The organism is Nonomuraea polychroma (assembly GCF_004011505.1).
Taxonomy (GTDB): domain Bacteria; phylum Actinomycetota; class Actinomycetes; order Streptosporangiales; family Streptosporangiaceae; genus Nonomuraea; species Nonomuraea polychroma.
The window spans coordinates 5040546-5059418 of sequence record NZ_SAUN01000001.1; the positions used below are offsets into that span (position 1 = coordinate 5040546).

An 18873-nucleotide genomic window follows, 5' to 3' on the forward strand; every position below is an offset into this window, starting at 1 on the left:
CGGCCTGAGGCGTGCACGGCGCGAGGCGGCGCAGCCGAGCCGAACGACGCCGGGGTGGGTGGGGCGGAGGCGAACAGGCGCGTGCGGGTTAATCCTCCCGAGGGAGGAGGTTGTGGTCTCTCACCTGGTCTTACAGTGAAGCGGTGCGCATCGACCGAACCAGGCTCCACGACACGGTCCTAGCCGGGGTGGTGGCCGTCGCGTCGGTCGTGTTGTTCGTGCTCTACGACCCCGGCCACCTCGCGGCCGGCGGCCTGCCGGTGGAGGGCGTGCGCCCGCCGGACGTGGTCGGGGCGGCGCTGGTGGTGCTGGCGTGCGTGCCGGTTGCGGCCCGCCGGCGGTGGCCGCTGGCGGCGCTGTGCGCGGGGCTGGCGCCGGAGGCGGTGCTGACGGCGGCCGGGTACGGCAGTGGCGTGCCGGGCCTGGCGGGCATGGTGCTGCTGTATTCCGTGGCCTCGCATCGGGGCCTGGCGATGGCGCTGGGCGGGCTGGCGGCGGCGCTGGCGGCGTACGCCTTCGGGGCGGCGACCGGCCCGGCCCTGGCGGCGAGCTTCACCGACCACGTGATGGTCGTGGTGGTGCTGGTGGCGGTGTGGGGCGCGGGCCGCAGCCTGCGGTTGCGCCGGGCGTACCTGGAGGAGCTGAAGGACCGGGCGGCCAGGCTGGAGCGGGCGCACGCGGCCGACACGCGGGCGGCACGCGCCGAGGAGCGCTCGAGGATCGCGCGCGAGCTGCACGACGTGGTCGCCCACCACGTCAGCGTGATGATCGTGCAGGCGGCGGCGGCGCGCCGGGTGCTGGCCACCGATCAGGAGCTGGCGGGCGAGGCGCTGTCGGCGATCGAGCAGACCGGGCGGATGGCGATGGCGGAGATGCGCAACATCGTGGGCGTGCTGCGTACCGACGCCCGGGCCGAGCTGGGCCCGCAGCCGGGCGTGCAGGACCTGCCGGCGCTGGTGGAGCAGATGCGGGAGGCGGGGCTGCCGACGCGGCTGCTGGTGGAGGGCGAGCCGCGGCCGCTGCCCGCGGGGGTTGACCTGGCCGCGTACCGGCTGGTCCAGGAGGGGCTGACGAACGCCCTGCGGCATGCGGGGGCAGGCGCGGAAGCGGTGGTGACCGTCCGGCACAAACCGCGCGAGCTGGACGTACGGGTGGAGGACGATGGAAAGGGCGCGCCGGATCCGCCCATGCGGTCAGGGCATGGTCTGGTCGGCATTCGCGAACGCGTGGCACTCTATGGTGGAATCCTGAGCATCGGTCCGTTACCGGGGGGCGGTTTCGAGGTGCGGGCAAGGTTCCCGTTAGAGGACGGCCAATGACGATCAGAGTGCTGCTGGTGGACGATCAGCCGCTGCTGCGCACGGGATTCCGCCTGATCCTGGAGGCCGAGCCCGACCTCACGGTGGTGGGCCAGGCCGGGGACGGCAAGGACGCGATGGAGCAGACGCGGGCGCTGCTGCCCGACGTGGTGCTCATGGACATCCGGATGCCCGGGGTCGACGGCATCGAGGCGACCCGCAGGATCGTCAGGGAGGCGGCACCTTCGGCGCATGTGCCGAAGGTGCTGGTGCTGACGACGTTCGACCTGGACGAATACATCGTGGAGGCGCTGCGGTCGGGCGCGTCCGGGTTCCTGCTGAAGGACGTGCCGCCGGATGAGCTGGTGCAGGCGATCCGGGTGGTGGCGGCCGGGGACGCGATCGTGGCGCCGAGCGTGACACGGCGGCTGCTGGACCGGTTCGCGGCGCGGCTGCCGTCGGCGTACGAGCAGGCCGCGCCGGCGCGGCTGGACCGGCTGACCGAGCGGGAGCTGGAGGTGCTGCGGCTGATCGCCAAGGGCATGTCCAACGCCGAGATCGCGGCCAAGCTCGTCGTGAGCGAGACGACGGTCAAGACGCACGTCGGCAACGTGCTGACCAAGCTGGGGCTGCGGGACCGCGTGCAGGCCGTGGTGCTGGCCTACGAGACGGGGCTGATCACCCCGGGCGCGTTGTCCTGAGCCCCAGCCGGGTTCACTTCACGGCCGGGGTCTCCTTGGCGACCTCCGGGGCGTTCTCCGGGAAGTGGCAGGCGACGCGGTGGCCGCTGGCCAGCTCCTCCAGCGGCGGCTCGACCGTCCTGCAGATCTCCTGCGCCTTCCAGCAGCGAGTGTGGAAGCGGCAGGCAGGTGGCGGGTTGAGCGGGCTGGGCACGTCGCCGGCCAGGCGGATGCGCTCGCGTTCCTTGCGGGCCTTCGGGTCGGGCACGGGCACGGCCGACAGCAGCGCGTTCGTGTACGGGTGCATGGGCGCGCTGTAGAGCTGCTTGCGCTCGGCGATCTCGACGATCTTGCCCAGGTACATGACGGCGACGCGGTCGCTGATGTGGCGCACCACCGACAGGTCGTGGGCGATCACGACGTAGGTGAGGTCGAGCTCGTTCTGCAGGTCCTCCAGCAGGTTGACGACCTGGGCCTGGATGGACACGTCGAGCGCGGAGACCGGCTCGTCGGCGATGATGAGCTTGGGCTTGAGCGCGAGCGTGCGGGCGATGCCGATGCGCTGCCGCTGGCCGCCGGAGAACTCGTGCGGGTAGCGGTTGTAGTGCTCGGGGTTGAGCCCGACGAGCTCCAGGATGTCCTGGACGGCCTTCTTGACGCCGTGCTCGGTCTTGACGCCCTGGATGCGGAACGGCGCGCCGACGATGGCGCCGACCGTGTGGCGCGGGTTGAGCGACGAGTACGGGTCCTGGAAGATCATCTGCATGTCGCGGCGGAGCGGGCGGAGCCTGCCCTGGCGCATGTGCGTGATGTCCTGGCCCTCGAAGACGACCTTGCCGGCGGTGGGCTCGAGCAGCCTGGTGACCAGCCGGCCGGTCGTGGACTTGCCGCAGCCGGACTCGCCCACCAGGCCGAGCGTCTCGCCCTTGAACACGTCGAAGCTGATCCCGTCGACCGCCTTGACCGCGCCGACCTGCCTTTTGAACAGGCCCTTCGTCACGGGGAAGTGCTTCTCCATGTTCTGCACAGAAAGAAGCAGCTCGGTTTCGCTCACTGGGTCTCCAGCACTGGCTTGATCTCGGTCTCCCACAGGCTCCGCCGTTCGGTCCTGCTCATGTGGCAGCGCACCAGATGACCGCCCTCGGTCTCGGCCAGGGCGGGTACTTCGGTGTCCGCCTTGCCCTCGGTGCGCTCGGCGTACGGGCAGCGGGGGTGGAAGGCGCAGCCGGGCGGCACGTTGATCAGCGACGGCGGGGAGCCCTTGATCGGCAGCAGCCGTTCGGTGGGCTCGCGGTCGAGGCGGGGCATGGAGCCCAGCAGACCCCACGTGTAGGGGTGCTCGGGGCGGTAGAAGATGTCGTCGGCGGAGCCGTACTCGACGCACTTGCCGCCGTACATGACGAGGATGTCGTCGGACACCTGGGCCACCACGCCCAGGTCGTGGGTGATGATGATGAGCGCGGAGTTGAACTCGCGCTGCAGGTCGACCATGAGGTCGAGGATCTGCGCCTGGACGGTCACGTCGAGCGCGGTGGTGGGCTCGTCCGCGATGAGCAGCTCAGGGTCGCACGACAGCGCCATCGCGATCATGGCGCGCTGCCGCATGCCGCCGGAGAACTCGTGCGGGTAGGCGTCGACGCGCCTGGCCGGCTCGGGGATGCCGACGCGGCCGAGCATGTCGATGGCGTGCTTGCGGGCGACCTGCTTGGTGACCTTGTGGTGGATGCGGTAGGCCTCGATGATCTGGTGGCCGACCGTGTAGAAGGGGTGCATCGACGACAGCGGATCCTGGAAGATCATCGCCATCTTCTTGCCACGCAACCCACGCACGTGCTCGGCGGAGGCGCCGATGAGCTCCTCGCCGTCGAGCCAGATCTCGCCGGAGAGCCTGGCGCGGCCCCCCTTGTGCAGGCCGAGCACGCCGAGGCTGGTCACGCTCTTGCCGGAGCCGGACTCGCCCACGATGCCCAGGGTCTTGCCGCGTTCGACGCTGAAGGACAGCCCGTCGACGGACTTGACCAGACCGTCGTCGGTCGGGAAGTGGATCTTCAGATCCTTGACGTCAAGGAAGCTCACGACAACCTCACCCTCGGGTCGACCACGGCGTAGAGCATGTCGACGATCAGGCTCGCGATCACGACGAACAGCGCGGCCATGAGGACGACGCCCATGACCTGCGGCAGGTCCTGGTTCCTGATGGCCAGGATGGCGTACTGGCCGAGCCCGGGCAGAGTATAGGTGGTCTCGGTGAGTACGGCGCCGCCGATGAGCAGGCCGAAGTCGATGCCGAACAGGGTGAGGATCGGCGTCAGCGCGGCGCGCAGGCCGTGCTTGACGATGACCTCCCGCTCGCGCAGGCCCTTGGCGCGGGCGGTGCGGATGTAGTCCTCCCCCATGGTCTCGAGCATCCCCGCCCGGGTGAGCCGGGCGTAGCCGGCCGCGAACAGGAACGCCAGCGTGATCCACGGCAGCAGCAGGTCGTAGGCCCACAGCGCCGGGTTCTGGGTGAAGGGGACGTACGCGCCGCCGGGCGCGGTCCACCCCAGGCCGTAGCTGAAGAAGACCAGGGTGATCATGCCGGTGAAGAAGATGGGCAGCGACACGCCGGCCAGCGCGGTGCCCATCGACAGGCGGTCGAAGAAGCTGCCGCGGCGCAGCGCGGACAGCACGCCCACGCCGATGCCGACCGCCACCCAAATGGCAGCGGCGCCGATGGCCAGGGAGAAGGTCACCGGCAGCCGGTCGACCAGGTCCGGCCAGACGGGCTGGCCGCTGATGAAGGAATAACCGAAGCACGGTGCGGGACATTGCTCGACCCCCGCGCCGTAGTCGTATTGGGCGCCGAAGACGAGGCTCTTGAGGAACCGGCCGTACTGCACGACCACCGGGTCGTAGAAGCCGAGCTTCTCGGCGACCAGGTGCACCGTCTCCGGTGTGGCCGCGCGGCCCACGTACCGCGAGGCGAGGGCCTCCGGCGTGGCCCCGGCCCACTGGGGCACGATGTAGAAGATACCGAACGTGACCATGCTGATCACGATGAGCATCGCGATCGCGCCGATCAGACGTCTGATGATGTATGTGAGCACCGCTACCGGCCGAGCGGCCCGGCCCGTCGCCGGGCCAGGCCGCTCCCGCCTTCACCTGCCTTCGTTAGATCCCCGAATCTCGCCTACTGGACGCCGAGCAAGATGTAGTCGTACGCCTGCTGGCCCTCGTTGTAGGCGATGTTCGTCACGCCCTGGCCGCGCAGGAGCAGGGCCTTGGCCCAGACCACGGGAAGGATGGAGGCGTCCTCCATGACCTTCTTGTCCACGTCGACCCAGAGCTGCTCGCGCTTCGTGGCGTCGAGTTCCGCCGAGGCCTGGTCGATCAGCTTGTCCACCTCAGGGTTCTTCACGCTGAGGTTGTAGTTGCCCGCCGGGCGGATCGTGCGGCTGTCGACGATGGCCTGCAGGAAGCCGTAGCCGTCGGGCCAGTCCGAGCCCCAGCCGTGGGCGGCCAGGCCGATGCCGTTCTTCTTCACGTACTCGACGTTGCCGGCGTAGTCGGAGAAGTAGCTGGACGCCGGGAAGCCCTTGAGCGTCAACTTGATCCCGACCCGGGCCAGGGCCTGCTGCATCGCCTCGGCCAGCGCCTTCTCACGCGGCCGGTCGGAGCGGAAGGACATGGTCGTGGAGAAGCCGTTGGGCTGGCCGCAGGCCGTCAGGGCCTCCTTGGCCTTGGTGACGTCGCCCTTGTTCTCCGGCGTCTGGTACAGGTCGAACTTCTGCTGGCCCTTGATAGGCGGCGGCATGACGTTCGTGGCGATGTCGCCACCGGCGACCGGGCCGCCGAAGGCGGTCTGGTTGGCGACGCGGTCCGCGGCCCACATGACGGCCTTGCGGCAGTCGAGGTTGTCCAGCGGCTTGGTGTCGGGGATGACCGACACGAACCACAGACGCTGCAGGACCGGGTTGTCGGTACGGGCCTTCAGCGCCGGGTCCGGCAGGACCTTGCCCAGCGCGGCCGGCTGCAGACCGGTGCCCGGCACGTCCAGGTGGATGTTGCCGGAGATGAGCTGGTTGTCCAGGTCATCGGCGTTGACGTTGAGCTGGACCTCGATGCGGTCCGGCAGCGCCGGGCGGTTGGGGTCGGTCGCCGCGTCCCACTGGTCGTTGCGGACCAGCGCCAGGCTCTTGCCGGCCTGGACGCTCTCGAACTTGTACGGGCCGGAGGAGATCACGTGCTCGCGGTACTTCGCGCCGGTGTCCTTGGCCTTGGGCACCGGGGCCGTCATCGGCATCTGGACGATGTAGTCCATCGACGCGAACGGCTTCTTCAGGTGGAAGACGACCGTGGTGTCGTCGGTCGCCTCGACGGCCGACTTGTAGTCCACGTCGGGGGTCTTGTAGACGCCCTTGAAGTCCTTCGGCCAGTCCAGCAGCTCATTGAGGTAGGAGGGGCCGTGCGTGAAGGTCTCCTTGTCGAACGACCTGGCCACCGCGTACGCCACGTCCTGGGCGGTGATCGGCGAGCCGTCCTCGTACTTCAGACCACTCTTGATCTTGTACGTCCAGGTCTTGCCGTCGGAGCTCGGCTGGCCGAGGCCCTCGGCCAGGTCCGGCACGACGGTGGCGCCCTCGGGGCCCGGTCCCGGCTTGTACATCGTCAGCGTCCGCCAGTAGAGGCGGCCGAAGTTGAAGGAGTAGCCGTAGTAGGTGTCGGCCGGGTCGAGGCTGTCCCAGTCGGAGGAGTGCGCCGCCTTCAGCGTCCCCCCCTTCTTGGTCGAAGCGTTGAACACCTGACTCAGGGCGATGTTCGCCGCGGGTTGCGCGGCGGCGCCACCACCAGTGGCCGTCTGGGCCGGCTGCGGCTGGCCACCGCCTCCGCCACAGGCGGAGAGCACCAAGGCGAGCGCCGCTGTCGCGGCTGCCGCCAGTGCGGATTTCCTTCTCATTGACTAACCCCTTGTTAGTGAGATGGGGGATGGAGCGTTGGCGAAGCTCAGTGCGCGCGCGGGTCGAAGGCGTCCCTCAGCCCGTCGCCGAACAGGTTGAACGCCAGGACGGTAACGAAGATCGCCAGGCCCGGGAAGAGCACGAAGTGCGGGAGTGTGTAGAAACGCACCGCCTCCGACAGCATGCCGCCCCAGGTCGGGGTCGGCGGGTTGATGCCGACGCCCAGGAACGAGAGCGCGGCCTCGAAGAGGATGTTGGTCGGAATGAGCAGGGTCGCGTAGACCAGGATCGGCGCCATCAGGTTGGGCAGCACCTCGCGGAACAGGATGTAGCCGTGGCGTGCCCCGAGGCTGCGCGCGGCGTCCACGAACTCCCGCTCGCGCAGCGACAGGGTCTGCCCGCGCACGATGCGGCCGATGCTGGGCCAGCTGAAGAACCCGATGATGAAGACGAGCATCGCCACGCGCAGCCCATTGCCCTCCAGGCCGAACCCCTTGTCGGGGACGACCCCGGCCAGCGCGATGGCGAAGACCAGCAGCGGGAAGGCGAGGAAGACGTCCATGATCCGGCCGATGACCTGGTCGACCCAGCCGCCGAAGTAGCCTGCCAGAACGCCTAGGACCGTGCCGATGAGCACGGACACGAGGGTGGCGAGGAAGCCGATCAGCAGCGAGATGCCGGCGCCGGCGACGATGCGGCTGAAGATGTCACGGCCGTTGACCGGCTCGACGCCGAGCAGGTATTCGCTGCTCACACCACCGAAGGTGCCCTTGGGCAGGAGCGTGCTCTGGTCGATGGCGTCCTGGTGGAACTCCAGCGGCGGGTGCCCGAAGGCGGCGATGATCGGCGAGGAGAAGATCGACACCAGGATCAGGAAGACGACGAAGACACCACCGGCGAGCGCGACCTTGTCCCGCCTCAGCCGCATCCAGGCGATCCTGGTGAGGGATCGCCCCTGGATGGCCTTGCCGGCTCCCGCGAGCACCGACTCCGGATGCGCTTCTGCCGCGGAACCGGAAACGTCTAGCGGCGCGGTCATGCGAAATAGCCCCCTGGATCCAGACGACGCTGTCTATTGGAGTTGACTTTAGACCGCGAGTCGCGACCTCAGGAGGCAGAATCTATGGCCTGAGCTGCGCTGACCAGTCCCTCAGGCAGCAATGTGGCTTATCTGTGATTGATGCGAAACTCATTCGTGTTGATCTTGAACGGAATGTCTGGGGCACGTCCGGTTTAGGTCTCAGAACTGTGACACAAGCCCGATTCAGCTGATACCACGGCGTTTGAGAAGTTCTTCGATGTCCGAAAAGTCGTCGTCGCTCTTCGCCGTCTTGGGTGCGCTCACGGCCGGCTGAGGCTTGGTCGCGGCGGCCGGCTTGTTCGCTGAAGGCTTAACGGAATGTTGCGCCGGAGTGTCAGAAGCGGACTTCTTCCTGCCCGCGGACAGCTTCCTGCCGCGCAGGACCCCGGACACGACGAACAGCACCACCGACAGCCCCGTGACCGCCACGCCGGCCCAGACCAGCGGGTTGAGCACCAGTCCGGTGACGAACCCCACCAGGGTCGTGCCGATGGTCCACAGCGTCTGCAACGCGCCGGTCAGGTAGGCCGCCATGGGCAGCAACGCCCATGCCGCCACCCGCAGCCCCGAGGCCGCCCCCCTGCGGCGGAACGTCATGAAGCTGAACACCAGCCCGGCGACGGTCGCACCGGCACACAGCGGCAGCCAAAGCGAAGCGAGCTGGTTGAACATGTCCATATGCCGCCCCCTCAATGTGTGTCTCGTCATTCCATCCTGGCACGCGAACGCCCGGTCGCCTCCTCCGCGAGAACCACTTTTCCCTTAGGGGACGGGCCCTCAGAAGGTCAGGAGAGCCCTGAGGTCGGCGACCGCGACCCGTTCCAGGGAGGAGACCACCATCCGGCCGGGGGCCGGCTCGACGGGCAGGAGGCCGGGGACCGCCACGACGGCGCAGCCGGCGGCGGTGGCCGCTGCCACGCCGTTCGGCGAGTCCTCCAGGACGACGCAGCGGACCGGCTCCACACCGAGCAGGTTCGCGGCCGTCAGGTACGGCTCCGGGTCCGGCTTGGTACGGGAGACGTCGTCAGCGGTGACCACGACGTCGAAGCGGTCCCTGCCGACGCTCGTGAGCACCGCGTCGGCGATCTCCTTCAGCGAGGACGTGACGAGCCCCACGGGCACCCCCTCGGCCCGTACGGCCTCCAGCAGCTCGGAGGCGCCCGGCATCACCTCCACCCCGTCCGACAGGCGCGCCACCATGCCGTCGAGCATCCACTGCCGCACGGTGGCGCCGGGCACGCCGGAGCCGGACACGGCCAGCATGTAGCCGACCGTCCGCTCCATGGAGCCGCCGACGAGGTGGGCCTGGTGCTCGGGCGTCCACTGCCCGCCGAGCCGGCCCATCACCTCGGTCTCGATCTCCAGCCAGACCCGCTCGCTGTCCACCAGCAGCCCGTCCATGTCGAAGAAGACGGCTTCCATATGCCCCCGATCGGTAAGAGTCGTGCACGCCATTGTCGCGTTCCCCGGGTGAACACGTTCGGCCGGGTGGCGAAAGACCGAACGCCACCCCGGTGGACGCCTCCGGCGGGGAGGCGGAGGAACGAAGGCCCGCCTCGGCAAGGGCCTCCGGCCAAGAAACCGGAGGAGGACGAGGCCCGCCCCGGCAAGGGCCCCGGCAGCGGACGAGCAGAGGCCCGCCCTCACAAGGGCCTCCGGCGGGAGGCGACGTGCGAGCGCCGGCGCCGTCTTCGGCGTGCCGACCGCTCCGAACACCGCTCCGGCGAGCACGCCTGTGGCCAGGGACGGCCGGGCGACTCGTCCGCCGATCCGGGCGTCCGTCACCCACGACGGCACGTCAGCCGCCGACGGACCGGGGCGGCCCGGTCCAGCGGCGGGCCTGTGGAGGCTGCCACCGGCCGACGTCAACAGGACGGGCCCGGCCATGCACCGGCCGACAGGGCGGCCCGGCCGACAGGGCGCACAGCCACGGATGGGCCGGGGACCCGGTAGGCGCGGCGACCGGCCGACAGCACAACTGGCCAGCGGCACGCACAGCCGCCAACAGACCGGGGCGCCGGACAGTCGGGGCAGCCCGGCCAACAGCGCGACTGTCCAATGCGCGCAGCCGATGGCGCGCACAGCCAGCCGGCGGGACGACCTGCCAACGTCGCGGCCGGCCAGCGGGGCGGCCCCTATAACGCACACACCGGCAGCACGGCCGGCCCGCGGACGATTGGCCGCGGCGCCACCGGCCAGCGAAGCGACCAGCCAGGCGCGCACCGCCGATGACGCCCACCGCCGGCGTGCCGGCCGGGGCGGCCCGGCCTACAGCGCACACAACCGGCAGCACACACCGCCGACAGGCCGGGGCACCCGGTCAGCGGCGCACCCGGTCAGCGGCGCACCCGGTCAGCGGCGCGGCCGGTCAGCGGGGGACGCCGGCCGGCAACCCGGGCGATCCACAACCCGGGCGGTCGGCGGGAAGGCCGCCCGAGGGGCGGCCGTCTCGCGTCAGACGTTGAAGTACTTGGCCTCGGGGTGGTGGGCGACCAGGGCGGAGGTGGCCTGCTCGGGGTGGAGCTGGAACTCCTCCGACAGGGTGACGCCGATCCGCTCGGGATCGAGCAGCTGGAACAGCTGCACCTGGTCCTCGAGGTTGGGGCAGGCCGGGTAGCCGAACGAGTAGCGGCAACCCTGGATGTTGACCTTGAGCATGTCGTCGAGCGACTCGTCGCCGCCGATGCCCCACTCCGCGCGGACCCGGGCGTGCCAGTATTCGGCCAAGGCCTCGGTGAGCTGCACCGACAGCCCGTGCAGCTCCAGGTAGTCGCGGTAGGCGTCCTTGGCGAACAGCTCGGCCGTGGCCTCGGCGATCTTCGAGCCCATGGTGACGACCTGGAAGCCGACCACGTCGACCTCGCCGGAGTCCTTGGACCGGAAGAAGTCCGACAGGCACAGGTGGCGGTCACGGCGCTGGCGCGGGAACGTGAAGCGGGTGCGCTCCCGGCCGTCCTCGTCAAGGACGATCAGCGAGTCGCCGTCGCTGACGCACGGGAAGTGCCCGTAGACGACGGCCGCCTCCAGCAGGCCCTCGGTCTGGATGCGCTCCAGCCACATGCGCAGCCGCGGCCGGCCCTCGGTCTCGACCAGCTCCTCGTAGCCGGGCCCGCTGCCGCCCCTGGTGGGCTTGAGTCCCCACTGGCCCAGGAACAGGGCCCGCTCGTCGAGGAAGGCGGAGTAGTCGTTCAGCGAGATGCCCTTGACGATGCGGTCGCCGTAGAACGGCGGCGCCGGCACGGGGTTGTCGGCGGCCACGTCGGAGCGGGCGGGCAGCTCCTCGACCGGGGTGCGGGTGAGCACGGCGCCGGTCTTGACGCGCCGCTCGCGCAGCGGCGGCAGCGTCGCGCCGGCGACGCCGCGCTTGACCGCCATGAACGCGTCCATCAGCCGCAGCCCCTCGAACGCGTCGCGGGCGTAGCGCACCTCGCCCTCGAACAGTTCGGCCAGGTCCTGCTCGACGTAGGCGCGGGTCAGGGCGGCACCGCCGAGCAGCACGGGGTATTTCTGCGACAGGCCCCTGGAGTTCATCTCCTCCAGGTTCTCCTTCATGATGACCGTCGACTTCACCAGCAGGCCCGACATGCCGATGACGTCGGCCTTCTGCTCGTCGGCGGCCTCCAGGATGGCCGACACCGGCTGCTTGATGCCGAGGTTGACGACCTGGTAGCCGTTGTTGGACAGGATGATGTCGACGAGGTTCTTGCCGATGTCGTGGACGTCGCCCTTGACGGTGGCCAGCACGATGCGGCCCTTCGTCTCGCCCTCGACGCGCTCCATGTGCGGCTCGAGGTAGGCGACGGCGGCCTTCATGACCTCGGCCGACTGCAGCACGAACGGCAGCTGCATCTGCCCGGAGCCGAACAGCTCGCCCACGGTCTTCATGCCGTCGAGCAGCACCTCGTTAATGATCTCCAGGGCGGGCCGCTGGTCGAGCGCCGTGTCGAGGTCGGCCTCCAGGCCCTTGCGCTCGCCGTCGATGATGCGTCGCTTGAGCCGCTCCCACAGCGGCAGCGCGGCCAGCTCCTCGGCCTTGCCCGCGCGCATGGCGGCGGCGTCGACGCCCTCGAACAGGTCCATGAAGCGCTGCAGCGGGTCGTAGCCGTCGCGACGGCGGTCGTAGACCATGTCGAGCGCGACCTGGCGCTGCTCGTCGGGGATGCGCGCCATCGGCAGGATCTTGGAGGCGTGCACGATGGCGGAGTCGAGACCGGCGTTGACGCACTCGTTGAGGAACACCGAGTTGAGCACCATGCGGGCGGCCGGGTTGAGGCCGAAGCTGATGTTGGACAGGCCCAGCGTGGTCTGCACGCCCGGGTAGCGGCGCTTGAGCTCGCGGATGGCCTCGATGGTCTCCAGGCCGTCGCGCCTGGTCTCCTCCTGCCCGGTGGCGATGGGGAAGGTGAGACAGTCGACGATGATGTCCTCGACCCGCATGCCCCAGTTGCCGGTCAGGTCCTCGATGAGGCGGGTGGCGACGCGTACCTTCCACTCGGCGGTGCGCGCCTGGCCCTCCTCGTCGATGGTGAGCGCGACGACGGCCGAGCCGTGCTCGCGCACCAGACGCATGATCTTCTGGAAGCGGGAGTCGGGGCCGTCGCCGTCCTCGTAGTTGACGGAGTTGACGGCGGCGCGTCCGCCGAGCATCTCCAGCCCGGCCTTCAGCACCGCCGGCTCGGTCGAGTCGAGCATGATCGGCAGAGTGGAGGCGGTGGCGAAGCGGAAGGCCAGCTCCTTCATGTCGGACACGCCGTCGCGGCCGACGTAGTCGACGCACAGGTCGAGCATGTGGGCGCCGTCGCGGGCCTGGTCGCGGGCCATCTCCACGCAGTCGTCCCAGCGGCCGGCCAGCATGGCCTCGCGGAAGGCCTTGGAGCCGTTGGTGTTGCAGCGCTCGCCGATGGCCAGGTAGGAGGTGTCCTGGCGGAACGGCACGGTCTGGTAGAGCGAGGACGCGCCCGGCTCGGGGTGCGGGCGGCGCGGCGCCACCTGCTTGCCGCGGACCCGCTCGACGACCTGGCGCAGGTGCTCGGGGGTGGTGCCGCAGCAGCCGCCGACCAGGGACAGGCCGTAGTCGCGGGTGAAGGTGTCGTGCGCGTCGGCGAGCTCCTGGGCCGACAGCGGGTAGTAGGCGCCGTCGGAGGTCAGCACCGGCAGGCCCGCGTTGGGCATGCAGCTGAGCTTGAGGCGCGAGTGGCGGGCGAGGTAGCGCAGGTGCTCGCTCATCTCCGCCGGGCCGGTCGCGCAGTTGAGCCCGATGATGTCGACGCCGAGCGGCTCGATCGCGGTCAGCGCGGCGCCGATCTCGGAGCCGAGCAGCATCGCGCCGTTGGTCTCGATCGTGACCTGGGCGATGATCGGGATGTCCCGTCCGGAGGCCTCGGCGGCCCGCTTGGCGCCGATGACGGCGGCCTTGACCTGGAGGAGGTCCTGGCAGGTCTCGATGATCAGAGCGTCGGCGCCGCCCGCGATCAGGCCGGCCGCGTTGTCGCGGTACGCGTCGCGCAGGCTGGCGTAGGGCATGTGGCCCAGCGTGGGCAGCTTGGTGCCGGGGCCCATCGAGCCGAGCACGAACCGCGGCTGGTCCGGCGTGGACCAGTGGTCGGCGGCCTCACGGGCGATCCTGGCGCCCGCCTCGGAGTATTCGAAGACCCGGTCGGAAATGTCGTATTCGCCAAGGGCAGCGAGGTTGGCACCGAAGGTGTTGGTCTCGACGCAGTCGACGCCGACGGCGAAGTAGGCGTCGTGGACGCCCCTGACGATGTCGGGGCGGGTGACGTTGAGCACCTCGTTGCAACCCTCGTGACCGTGGAAGTCGTCGAGGGTCGGGTCCTGGGCCTGGAGCATCGTGCCCATTGCGCCGTCGGCGACGATCACGCGTTGGGACAACACTTCTCGGAAGGACGGGAAGACGCTCATGGCGTAGAGCTTATCGGCTGCGCTCCGGGCCGCCGCTCAGGCCGGGGCGAGTAGATCGCTTTTCTGCCTTTCGTCGCCGGATGGGGTGGCCGTCCCGCCACGGCGAGTCACCCGAAGGTCCTGCCCAGTCAGCGGTGGATTGCCCGCAAGAGGCGCGCTGTCCCATCGAGGGCGCTGATGCATGCTCGGCGCTCACCCTTCGAGACAGGTTCCACGGACGGGCCGGACGCCCAGATGGACAGCACACCCACGGGCAGCGCGCCCAGACGGACGGCGCGCCCGGGCACACAGCACGCGGGCGGGTATCCGAGCGGGTCGGCGCTTGGGGCACGTGCGCCGGCCCCGCGGGGGTGGGTTTGGAAAGGCAGGTGGGCGGGGCGCTAGGCTGCAAACCGTTCATTGAACGCAGCGTCCAATAGGAGGTCTCCGATGGCCTACCGCACCGTGCTCGTCGGCACCGACGGTTCCGCCTCCTCCTTCCGGGCCGTGTCCGCAGCGGCGTCCCTGGCCGCGGCGACCGGCGCCACACTTGTCCTGGCCTGCGCCTACCTGCCCATGAGGGAGAGCGAGCGGGCGGCGGCCGCTGATCGGCTCGGCGAGCTCGCGTACAAGGTGAGCGGCTCCACCCCGGCCGATGACGCGTTGCGTGCGGCACGCGAGCACGCCGTCGCGGCGGGCGCCGGCGACGTGGTCCTGGCCACCGGGCAGGGCGAGGCCGTGGACGTGCTCATCTCCCTGGCGGGCAGGCACCGCGCGGACCTCATCGTGGTGGGCAACCGCGGGCTCAACAGCCTGGCCGGCCGGTTGCTCGGATCCGTCCCCTCGGGCGTGTCCCACCGCGCCTCATGCGACGTGCTGATCGTGCACACCACCGACGGCAAAGGCTGACGACGCGGGCTCCTGCCTCCGCCGGGCCGCCGGGACGAGTGATGGATGCGAAGCGGGATGGCGGTCTGCGCCTTGGGCGAACATGTGCGCCCAAGGCGCAGGAGGCGGCGGGCTGGGCGGGTCCGCGTTCACGGACGTCCCGGGCGGGAAGGCCCGCACGATGCGGGGAGCCGGGCGTTCGGAGATCGGTGACGCCGATGGCTCCTTACCGCATAGGCTTAGCGGGACAATGGAGCGAAGGAGCTCGGCGCGAGAGTCGGCGCGAGAGAGCGAGGAACGAGCCAACGAGTGCCGAAGCGGTCGCGACCATCGACAACAGCGAGAGGAGGCGACACGTGATAGAGCTCGAAGGGCTCCCCGAGCTCGTCGACCCGGTGCTCATTGCCGCGTTCGAGGGGTGGAACGACGCGGGCGAGGCCTCCAGCGGCGTGATCGCCCATCTCGAGTCCGCGTGGAAGGCCGAGCCGCTCATCGCGCTCGACCCGGACGATTACTACGACTTCCAGGTGACCCGGCCCGTGGTCGAGATGAACGACGGGCTGACGCAGTCGATCATGTGGCCGACGACACGGCTGCTGCGTGCCAGGCCGGCCGGTGCGGAGCGCGACATCGTGCTGCTGCGCGGCATCGAGCCCAACATGCGCTGGCGCTCGTTCTGCGCCGACATCATCGAGATCTGCCGCGAGCTGGGCGTGGAGCTGGCCGTCATGCTGGGCGCGCTGCTCAACGACTCCCCGCACACGCGCCCGGTGCCCATCCTGGGCGGCGCGACGGACGCGACGCTGGCCCGCTCGACCAACCTGGAGCTGAGCCGCTACGAGGGCCCGACGGGCATCGTCGGAGTGCTGCAGCACGCGTTCGGCCAGGCGGGGCTCGACGCCATCTCGCTGTGGGCGTCGGTGCCGCACTACGTGGCCCAGCCGCCCAACCCGAAGGCGACGCTGGCGCTGCTGCGCCGGCTGGAGGACGTGCTCGAGATCCCGATGCCGCTCGGCGACCTCGACGAGGAGGCCCGCGCGTGGGAGCGCGGCGTCGACGAGCTGGCCTCCCAGGACACCGAGGTGGCGGAGTACGTCAAGGAGCTGGAGGAGCGCAAGGACGCCGCCGAGCTGCCCGAGGCCAGCGGGGACGCGATCGCGGCCGAGTTCGAGCGTTACCTGCGGCGTCGGGACCGCGACACCGACAGCTGACGCCACGAGGACAACGCCTGCCTCGCCTGCCGCGACACTGACAGCTAACCCTCAGGGATTAAAACCGACAATTTTTCACGCTTTCGGGTAATAATCGGTGACCATACAAGATTGCACCGAAGTTGGGACCCCAGATTAAAGGCCAGCTACCCCGATAAATCGCGAAAAACTCGGCTTCGCGCCGTGATGCCTACCCACTGACCGCGCACGTTAGGCACGCCATGGCGACTTCCCATGTAGATCCGCACCAACGAAGTCAGGACACCCGGCGGCGCATCCTGGAGATGGCCGTCTCAGTCCGGGAGGACCGCACCGGCGGCCCCGTGGACCACTTCCTTGCCCTGCTTCAGGACCGGCTCCCGCTCTGGCTCAGCATTCTCCACGATCTTTCCCATCGTATCGGGAAAGGGTGCGTATCAGACAATCTCCTTCCTGTCGCCCGATCGGGCATTGACTACTACATCGAGGTGCAGGGCGCGGCGCTGCCCGCGTTCACGTCGCCGAACGTGACCGTCCGCTTCCGTCAGGCCATCCGCGACAACGGGCTCGGGCCCCACGCCGAGACCGCACCGCTGGCCGCTTATTTGGCGGCCGAGCAGCGGCTGGGGCGGATACGTTCCGACGTCGACCCGGAGGCCAGCGCCCGGTTGCTGATCGCGGGCTGCTTCCACCGGGCCTACATCGAGATGCTCGTCGGCGCCGACACGAGCCCGACGCGCGAGGCCAGCGCGGTGGAGATCGTGCGGGAGCTGCGCCTGGAGCCCGTCACCACCGCGGTCGCCTGACGTCCCGAGCCGATCTCCGCGGTCGCCGGGCTCCTAGTGTCGCGACGACGCCTGGGCGCTCTGCGGCATGGCGCGGCGGCCGCGCAGGGCCTCGTCGTAGCGGTGCCAGATCAGCGCCGCCACGTCCGGGTCGGCACCCAGCGGCTCGCTCACCAGCCCGGCACCCGCCGCGGCCAGACGGTCGTGGAAGTAGCCGGGCGCCAGCACGTACGAGGCGATCGCCACGCGGGCGGCCGGCGTCGAGCCGAGCCGCTCCATGGCCTCCTCGAGCGACGGGGAGCCGGCCGAGGCGAAGGCCGCCGTGACCGGGCGGGCCAGGCGTACCGCGAGCTGGTGCGCCGCGGCGCGCACGTCGGCGAGCGCGGCCGGGTCGGAGGAGCCGGCCGCGCCGAGCACGACGGCGTCGGTGGCGCGCAGCCCCGCGCGGGCCAGCTTGCGGGCCAGCACGGACGTCAGCAGCCGGTGCGGGCCGAGCCAGCCGGCCACCACGGCGTCGGGCCGATGCTCGGCGATGACGTTGGGCAGGTCGATGTGGACGTGGTAGCCGCCGGCCAGCAGCAGCGGGACCACCACCACCGGGCCGCGGACGGCGTCGAGGACGTCGGACAGCAGGGGCGAGCTGATCTCGAGGTAACTGAGCTCGACCCGCTGCCCCGGACGGGCTCTGGCGGCCGTCCGCGTCAGGGCCGACAGGGTCTCCTCCCCCGCGGCGCTGCGGGTCCCGTGCGCGGCCAGGACAAGGGTGGGCTTCACATCCCCGCCTCGTACTCGCAGGCGAGCCGGTAGCCGCGCTTGACCACCGTCTCCACGATCCCGCTCGGGCCGAGCGCGCGGCGCAGCCGCGTGATGGCCATCTCCACCGCGTGCTCGGCCGAGTCACGCGCGATGCTGCCGGGCAGCACGGTACGCAGGTCGGCGCGGGAGACCACGTGCCCGGGCTTGTCGGCCAGCCGCTTGAGCACCGCCATCGGGGCGGGCGGCAGCGGCCGCAGCTCGCCGTTCACGACCACGGCGTGACCGCGGATCTCCAGGTGGTGGTCGCCGGCCAAGAGCCTGGTGACGCCGTGCTCGGGCAGGTGCCTGGCCAGGGCGCGGGCGAGGGCGCCGAGCCGCGAACGGTCCGGCTGCAGCGTCGGCACGCCCCGCGCGGTCAGCGGCCCGGCGGTGACGGGCCCCACGCAGGCGGCCACGACCGGCCCGCCGAACGCCGCGAGCAGCGCGTCCTCCAGCCCCTCGGCGCGGGCCATGCCGAGCATGGCGTGTACGGCCGGCGCGCTGGTGAAGGCCACCGCGTCCACCGACCCGGAGATCGTCTGGCTGATGAGGCGCCGCAGCGGCGAGACGTCGCGGTACGGCAGCCACCGGTAGACCGGGATCTCGATCACCTCGGCGCCGGCCTCGCGCAGCGCGGCCACGAAGTCGTCGAGCGGCTCGCCGTGCTGCTGCACCGCGATGCGCCGGCCGCGCAGGTCCTGGGCGAGCAGGTACTGCTTGACCTCCTCGCACGACTCGGTGGCCGGGGTCCAGTGGTCGTTGAGGCCGGCGGCCCGCACCGCTCCCCTGGCCTTGGGCCCGCGGGTGAGCAGGCGGGCGGCGGACAGGTGCCGGCTCAGGTCGGCCGAGAGCCCCCAGCCTTCGGCGGCGGCCATCCAGCCGCGGAAACCGACGCCCGTGGTGACCACCACGTCGTCGAGCGGCGCTTCGAGGGCGAGTCTGGTGGCGGCCAGCAGATCGGTGTCCTCCGCCAGGGGAACCAGGCGGATCGCGGGGGCGCTGACCACCCGGGCGCCGCGCCGCTCCAGCAGCGCGCCGAACTCCTCACGCCGCCGGGTCGCGGTCACGCCGACCGTGAAGCCCGCCAGTGCGTCCGGCGCCGTTTCCGGGGCGACGCCGCCTTCGAGGGGAAGCGCGGTCATGAGCCCTCCTTCGTCGGCCGCATGACCGCTGCGGTGCTGTGTTCATCGATTCGCTCGCAGAGCTCGCTCATAGCCTCCTGCGTCGGCCGCATGACCGCTGCGGTGCTGTGTCCGTTGATTCGCTCGCGAGGCTCGCTCATGGTTACCTCCGGGGATACGAAGATGCCTGGCCGGGCCCC

15 protein-coding genes are annotated in these 18873 nt (G+C 70.4%); 5 read left to right on the forward strand and 10 right to left on the reverse strand.

What is annotated here, in order from left to right; genetic code table 11:
• Window positions 1–143: 143 nt before the first annotated feature.
• Both EDD27_RS23045 and EDD27_RS23050 read left to right on the forward strand, forming a co-directional pair.
• Window positions 144–1319: a sensor histidine kinase gene (locus tag EDD27_RS23045; RefSeq protein WP_127934209.1), complete on the forward strand. Its 1176-nt coding sequence runs from the start codon at window positions 144–146 to the stop codon at window positions 1317–1319.
• The gene (locus EDD27_RS23050; RefSeq protein ID WP_127934210.1) at window positions 1316–1999 is read left to right on the forward strand and encodes a response regulator; all 684 of its coding nucleotides are present in this window, start codon (window positions 1316–1318) and stop codon (window positions 1997–1999) included. The genes EDD27_RS23045 and EDD27_RS23050 overlap by 4 nt, the downstream gene beginning before the upstream one ends.
• Window positions 2000–2012: 13 nt before the next feature.
• Here EDD27_RS23050 and EDD27_RS23055 read toward each other — a convergent pair whose 3' ends face one another.
• From EDD27_RS23055 to metH, 8 genes are all read right to left on the reverse strand, one after another.
• Window positions 2013–2996 carry an ABC transporter ATP-binding protein gene (locus EDD27_RS23055; protein ID WP_241564834.1) on the reverse strand — a complete coding sequence of 328 codons (984 nt, stop codon included), beginning with the start codon at window positions 2994–2996 and terminating at the stop codon, window positions 2013–2015.
• A 32-nt stretch (window positions 2997–3028) separates the two neighbouring features.
• Window positions 3029–4054, reverse strand: a complete 1026-nt coding sequence (locus tag EDD27_RS23060) for an ABC transporter ATP-binding protein (RefSeq protein ID WP_127934212.1) — start codon at window positions 4052–4054, stop codon at window positions 3029–3031.
• The gene (locus EDD27_RS23065) at window positions 4051–5064 is read right to left on the reverse strand and encodes an ABC transporter permease (RefSeq protein ID WP_127934213.1); all 1014 of its coding nucleotides are present in this window, start codon (window positions 5062–5064) and stop codon (window positions 4051–4053) included. The genes EDD27_RS23060 and EDD27_RS23065 overlap by 4 nt, the downstream gene beginning before the upstream one ends.
• 83 nt (window positions 5065–5147) lie before the next feature.
• Complete coding sequence (locus EDD27_RS23070) at window positions 5148–6914, reverse strand: ABC transporter substrate-binding protein (RefSeq protein WP_164903759.1); 1767 nt, start codon at window positions 6912–6914, stop codon at window positions 5148–5150.
• Window positions 6915–6961: 47 nt separating this feature from the next.
• Entirely contained in the window at window positions 6962–7954 is a 993-nt protein-coding gene (locus tag EDD27_RS23075) for an ABC transporter permease (RefSeq protein ID WP_127934214.1), read from the reverse strand.
• Window positions 7955–8179: 225 nt separating this feature from the next.
• A complete protein-coding gene (locus EDD27_RS23080) occupies window positions 8180–8674 on the reverse strand; it encodes a cellulose synthase (RefSeq protein WP_127934215.1) in 495 nt (164 codons plus the stop codon).
• Between the two features lie 99 nt (window positions 8675–8773).
• Entirely contained in the window at window positions 8774–9418 is a 645-nt protein-coding gene (locus EDD27_RS23085; protein WP_127934216.1) for an HAD family hydrolase, read from the reverse strand.
• Window positions 9419–10450: 1032 nt separating this feature from the next.
• Window positions 10451–13915, reverse strand: coding sequence for a methionine synthase (metH, locus tag EDD27_RS23090; RefSeq protein WP_127934217.1), 3465 nt, complete (start codon window positions 13913–13915; stop codon window positions 10451–10453).
• A 429-nt stretch (window positions 13916–14344) separates the two neighbouring features.
• Between metH and EDD27_RS23095 the strand changes: the two genes are divergently transcribed.
• The 3 genes from EDD27_RS23095 (at window position 14345) to EDD27_RS23105 (ending at window position 16778) form a co-directional block, all read left to right on the forward strand.
• Entirely contained in the window at window positions 14345–14803 is a 459-nt protein-coding gene (locus EDD27_RS23095; RefSeq protein WP_127934218.1) for a universal stress protein, read from the forward strand.
• Between the two features lie 335 nt (window positions 14804–15138).
• On the forward strand, window positions 15139–15993 hold the full coding sequence (locus EDD27_RS23100; RefSeq protein ID WP_127934219.1) for a PAC2 family protein: 855 nt from the start codon (window positions 15139–15141) through the stop codon (window positions 15991–15993).
• Window positions 15994–16277: 284 nt separating this feature from the next.
• Window positions 16278–16778: a TetR family transcriptional regulator C-terminal domain-containing protein gene (locus EDD27_RS23105; protein WP_127934220.1), complete on the forward strand. Its 501-nt coding sequence runs from the start codon at window positions 16278–16280 to the stop codon at window positions 16776–16778.
• 33 nt (window positions 16779–16811) lie between these two features.
• On the opposite strand, the gene EDD27_RS23110 is transcribed toward EDD27_RS23105, so the two are convergent.
• Together EDD27_RS23110 and EDD27_RS23115 are read right to left on the reverse strand one after the other, a co-directional pair.
• The gene (locus EDD27_RS23110; RefSeq protein WP_127934221.1) at window positions 16812–17531 is read right to left on the reverse strand and encodes a sirohydrochlorin chelatase; all 720 of its coding nucleotides are present in this window, start codon (window positions 17529–17531) and stop codon (window positions 16812–16814) included.
• Window positions 17528–18694, reverse strand: coding sequence for a uroporphyrinogen-III synthase (locus tag EDD27_RS23115; protein WP_127934222.1), 1167 nt, complete (start codon window positions 18692–18694; stop codon window positions 17528–17530). Before EDD27_RS23115 ends, EDD27_RS23110 begins: the two co-directional genes overlap by 4 nt.
• Between the last annotated feature and the right edge of the window lie 179 nt (window positions 18695–18873).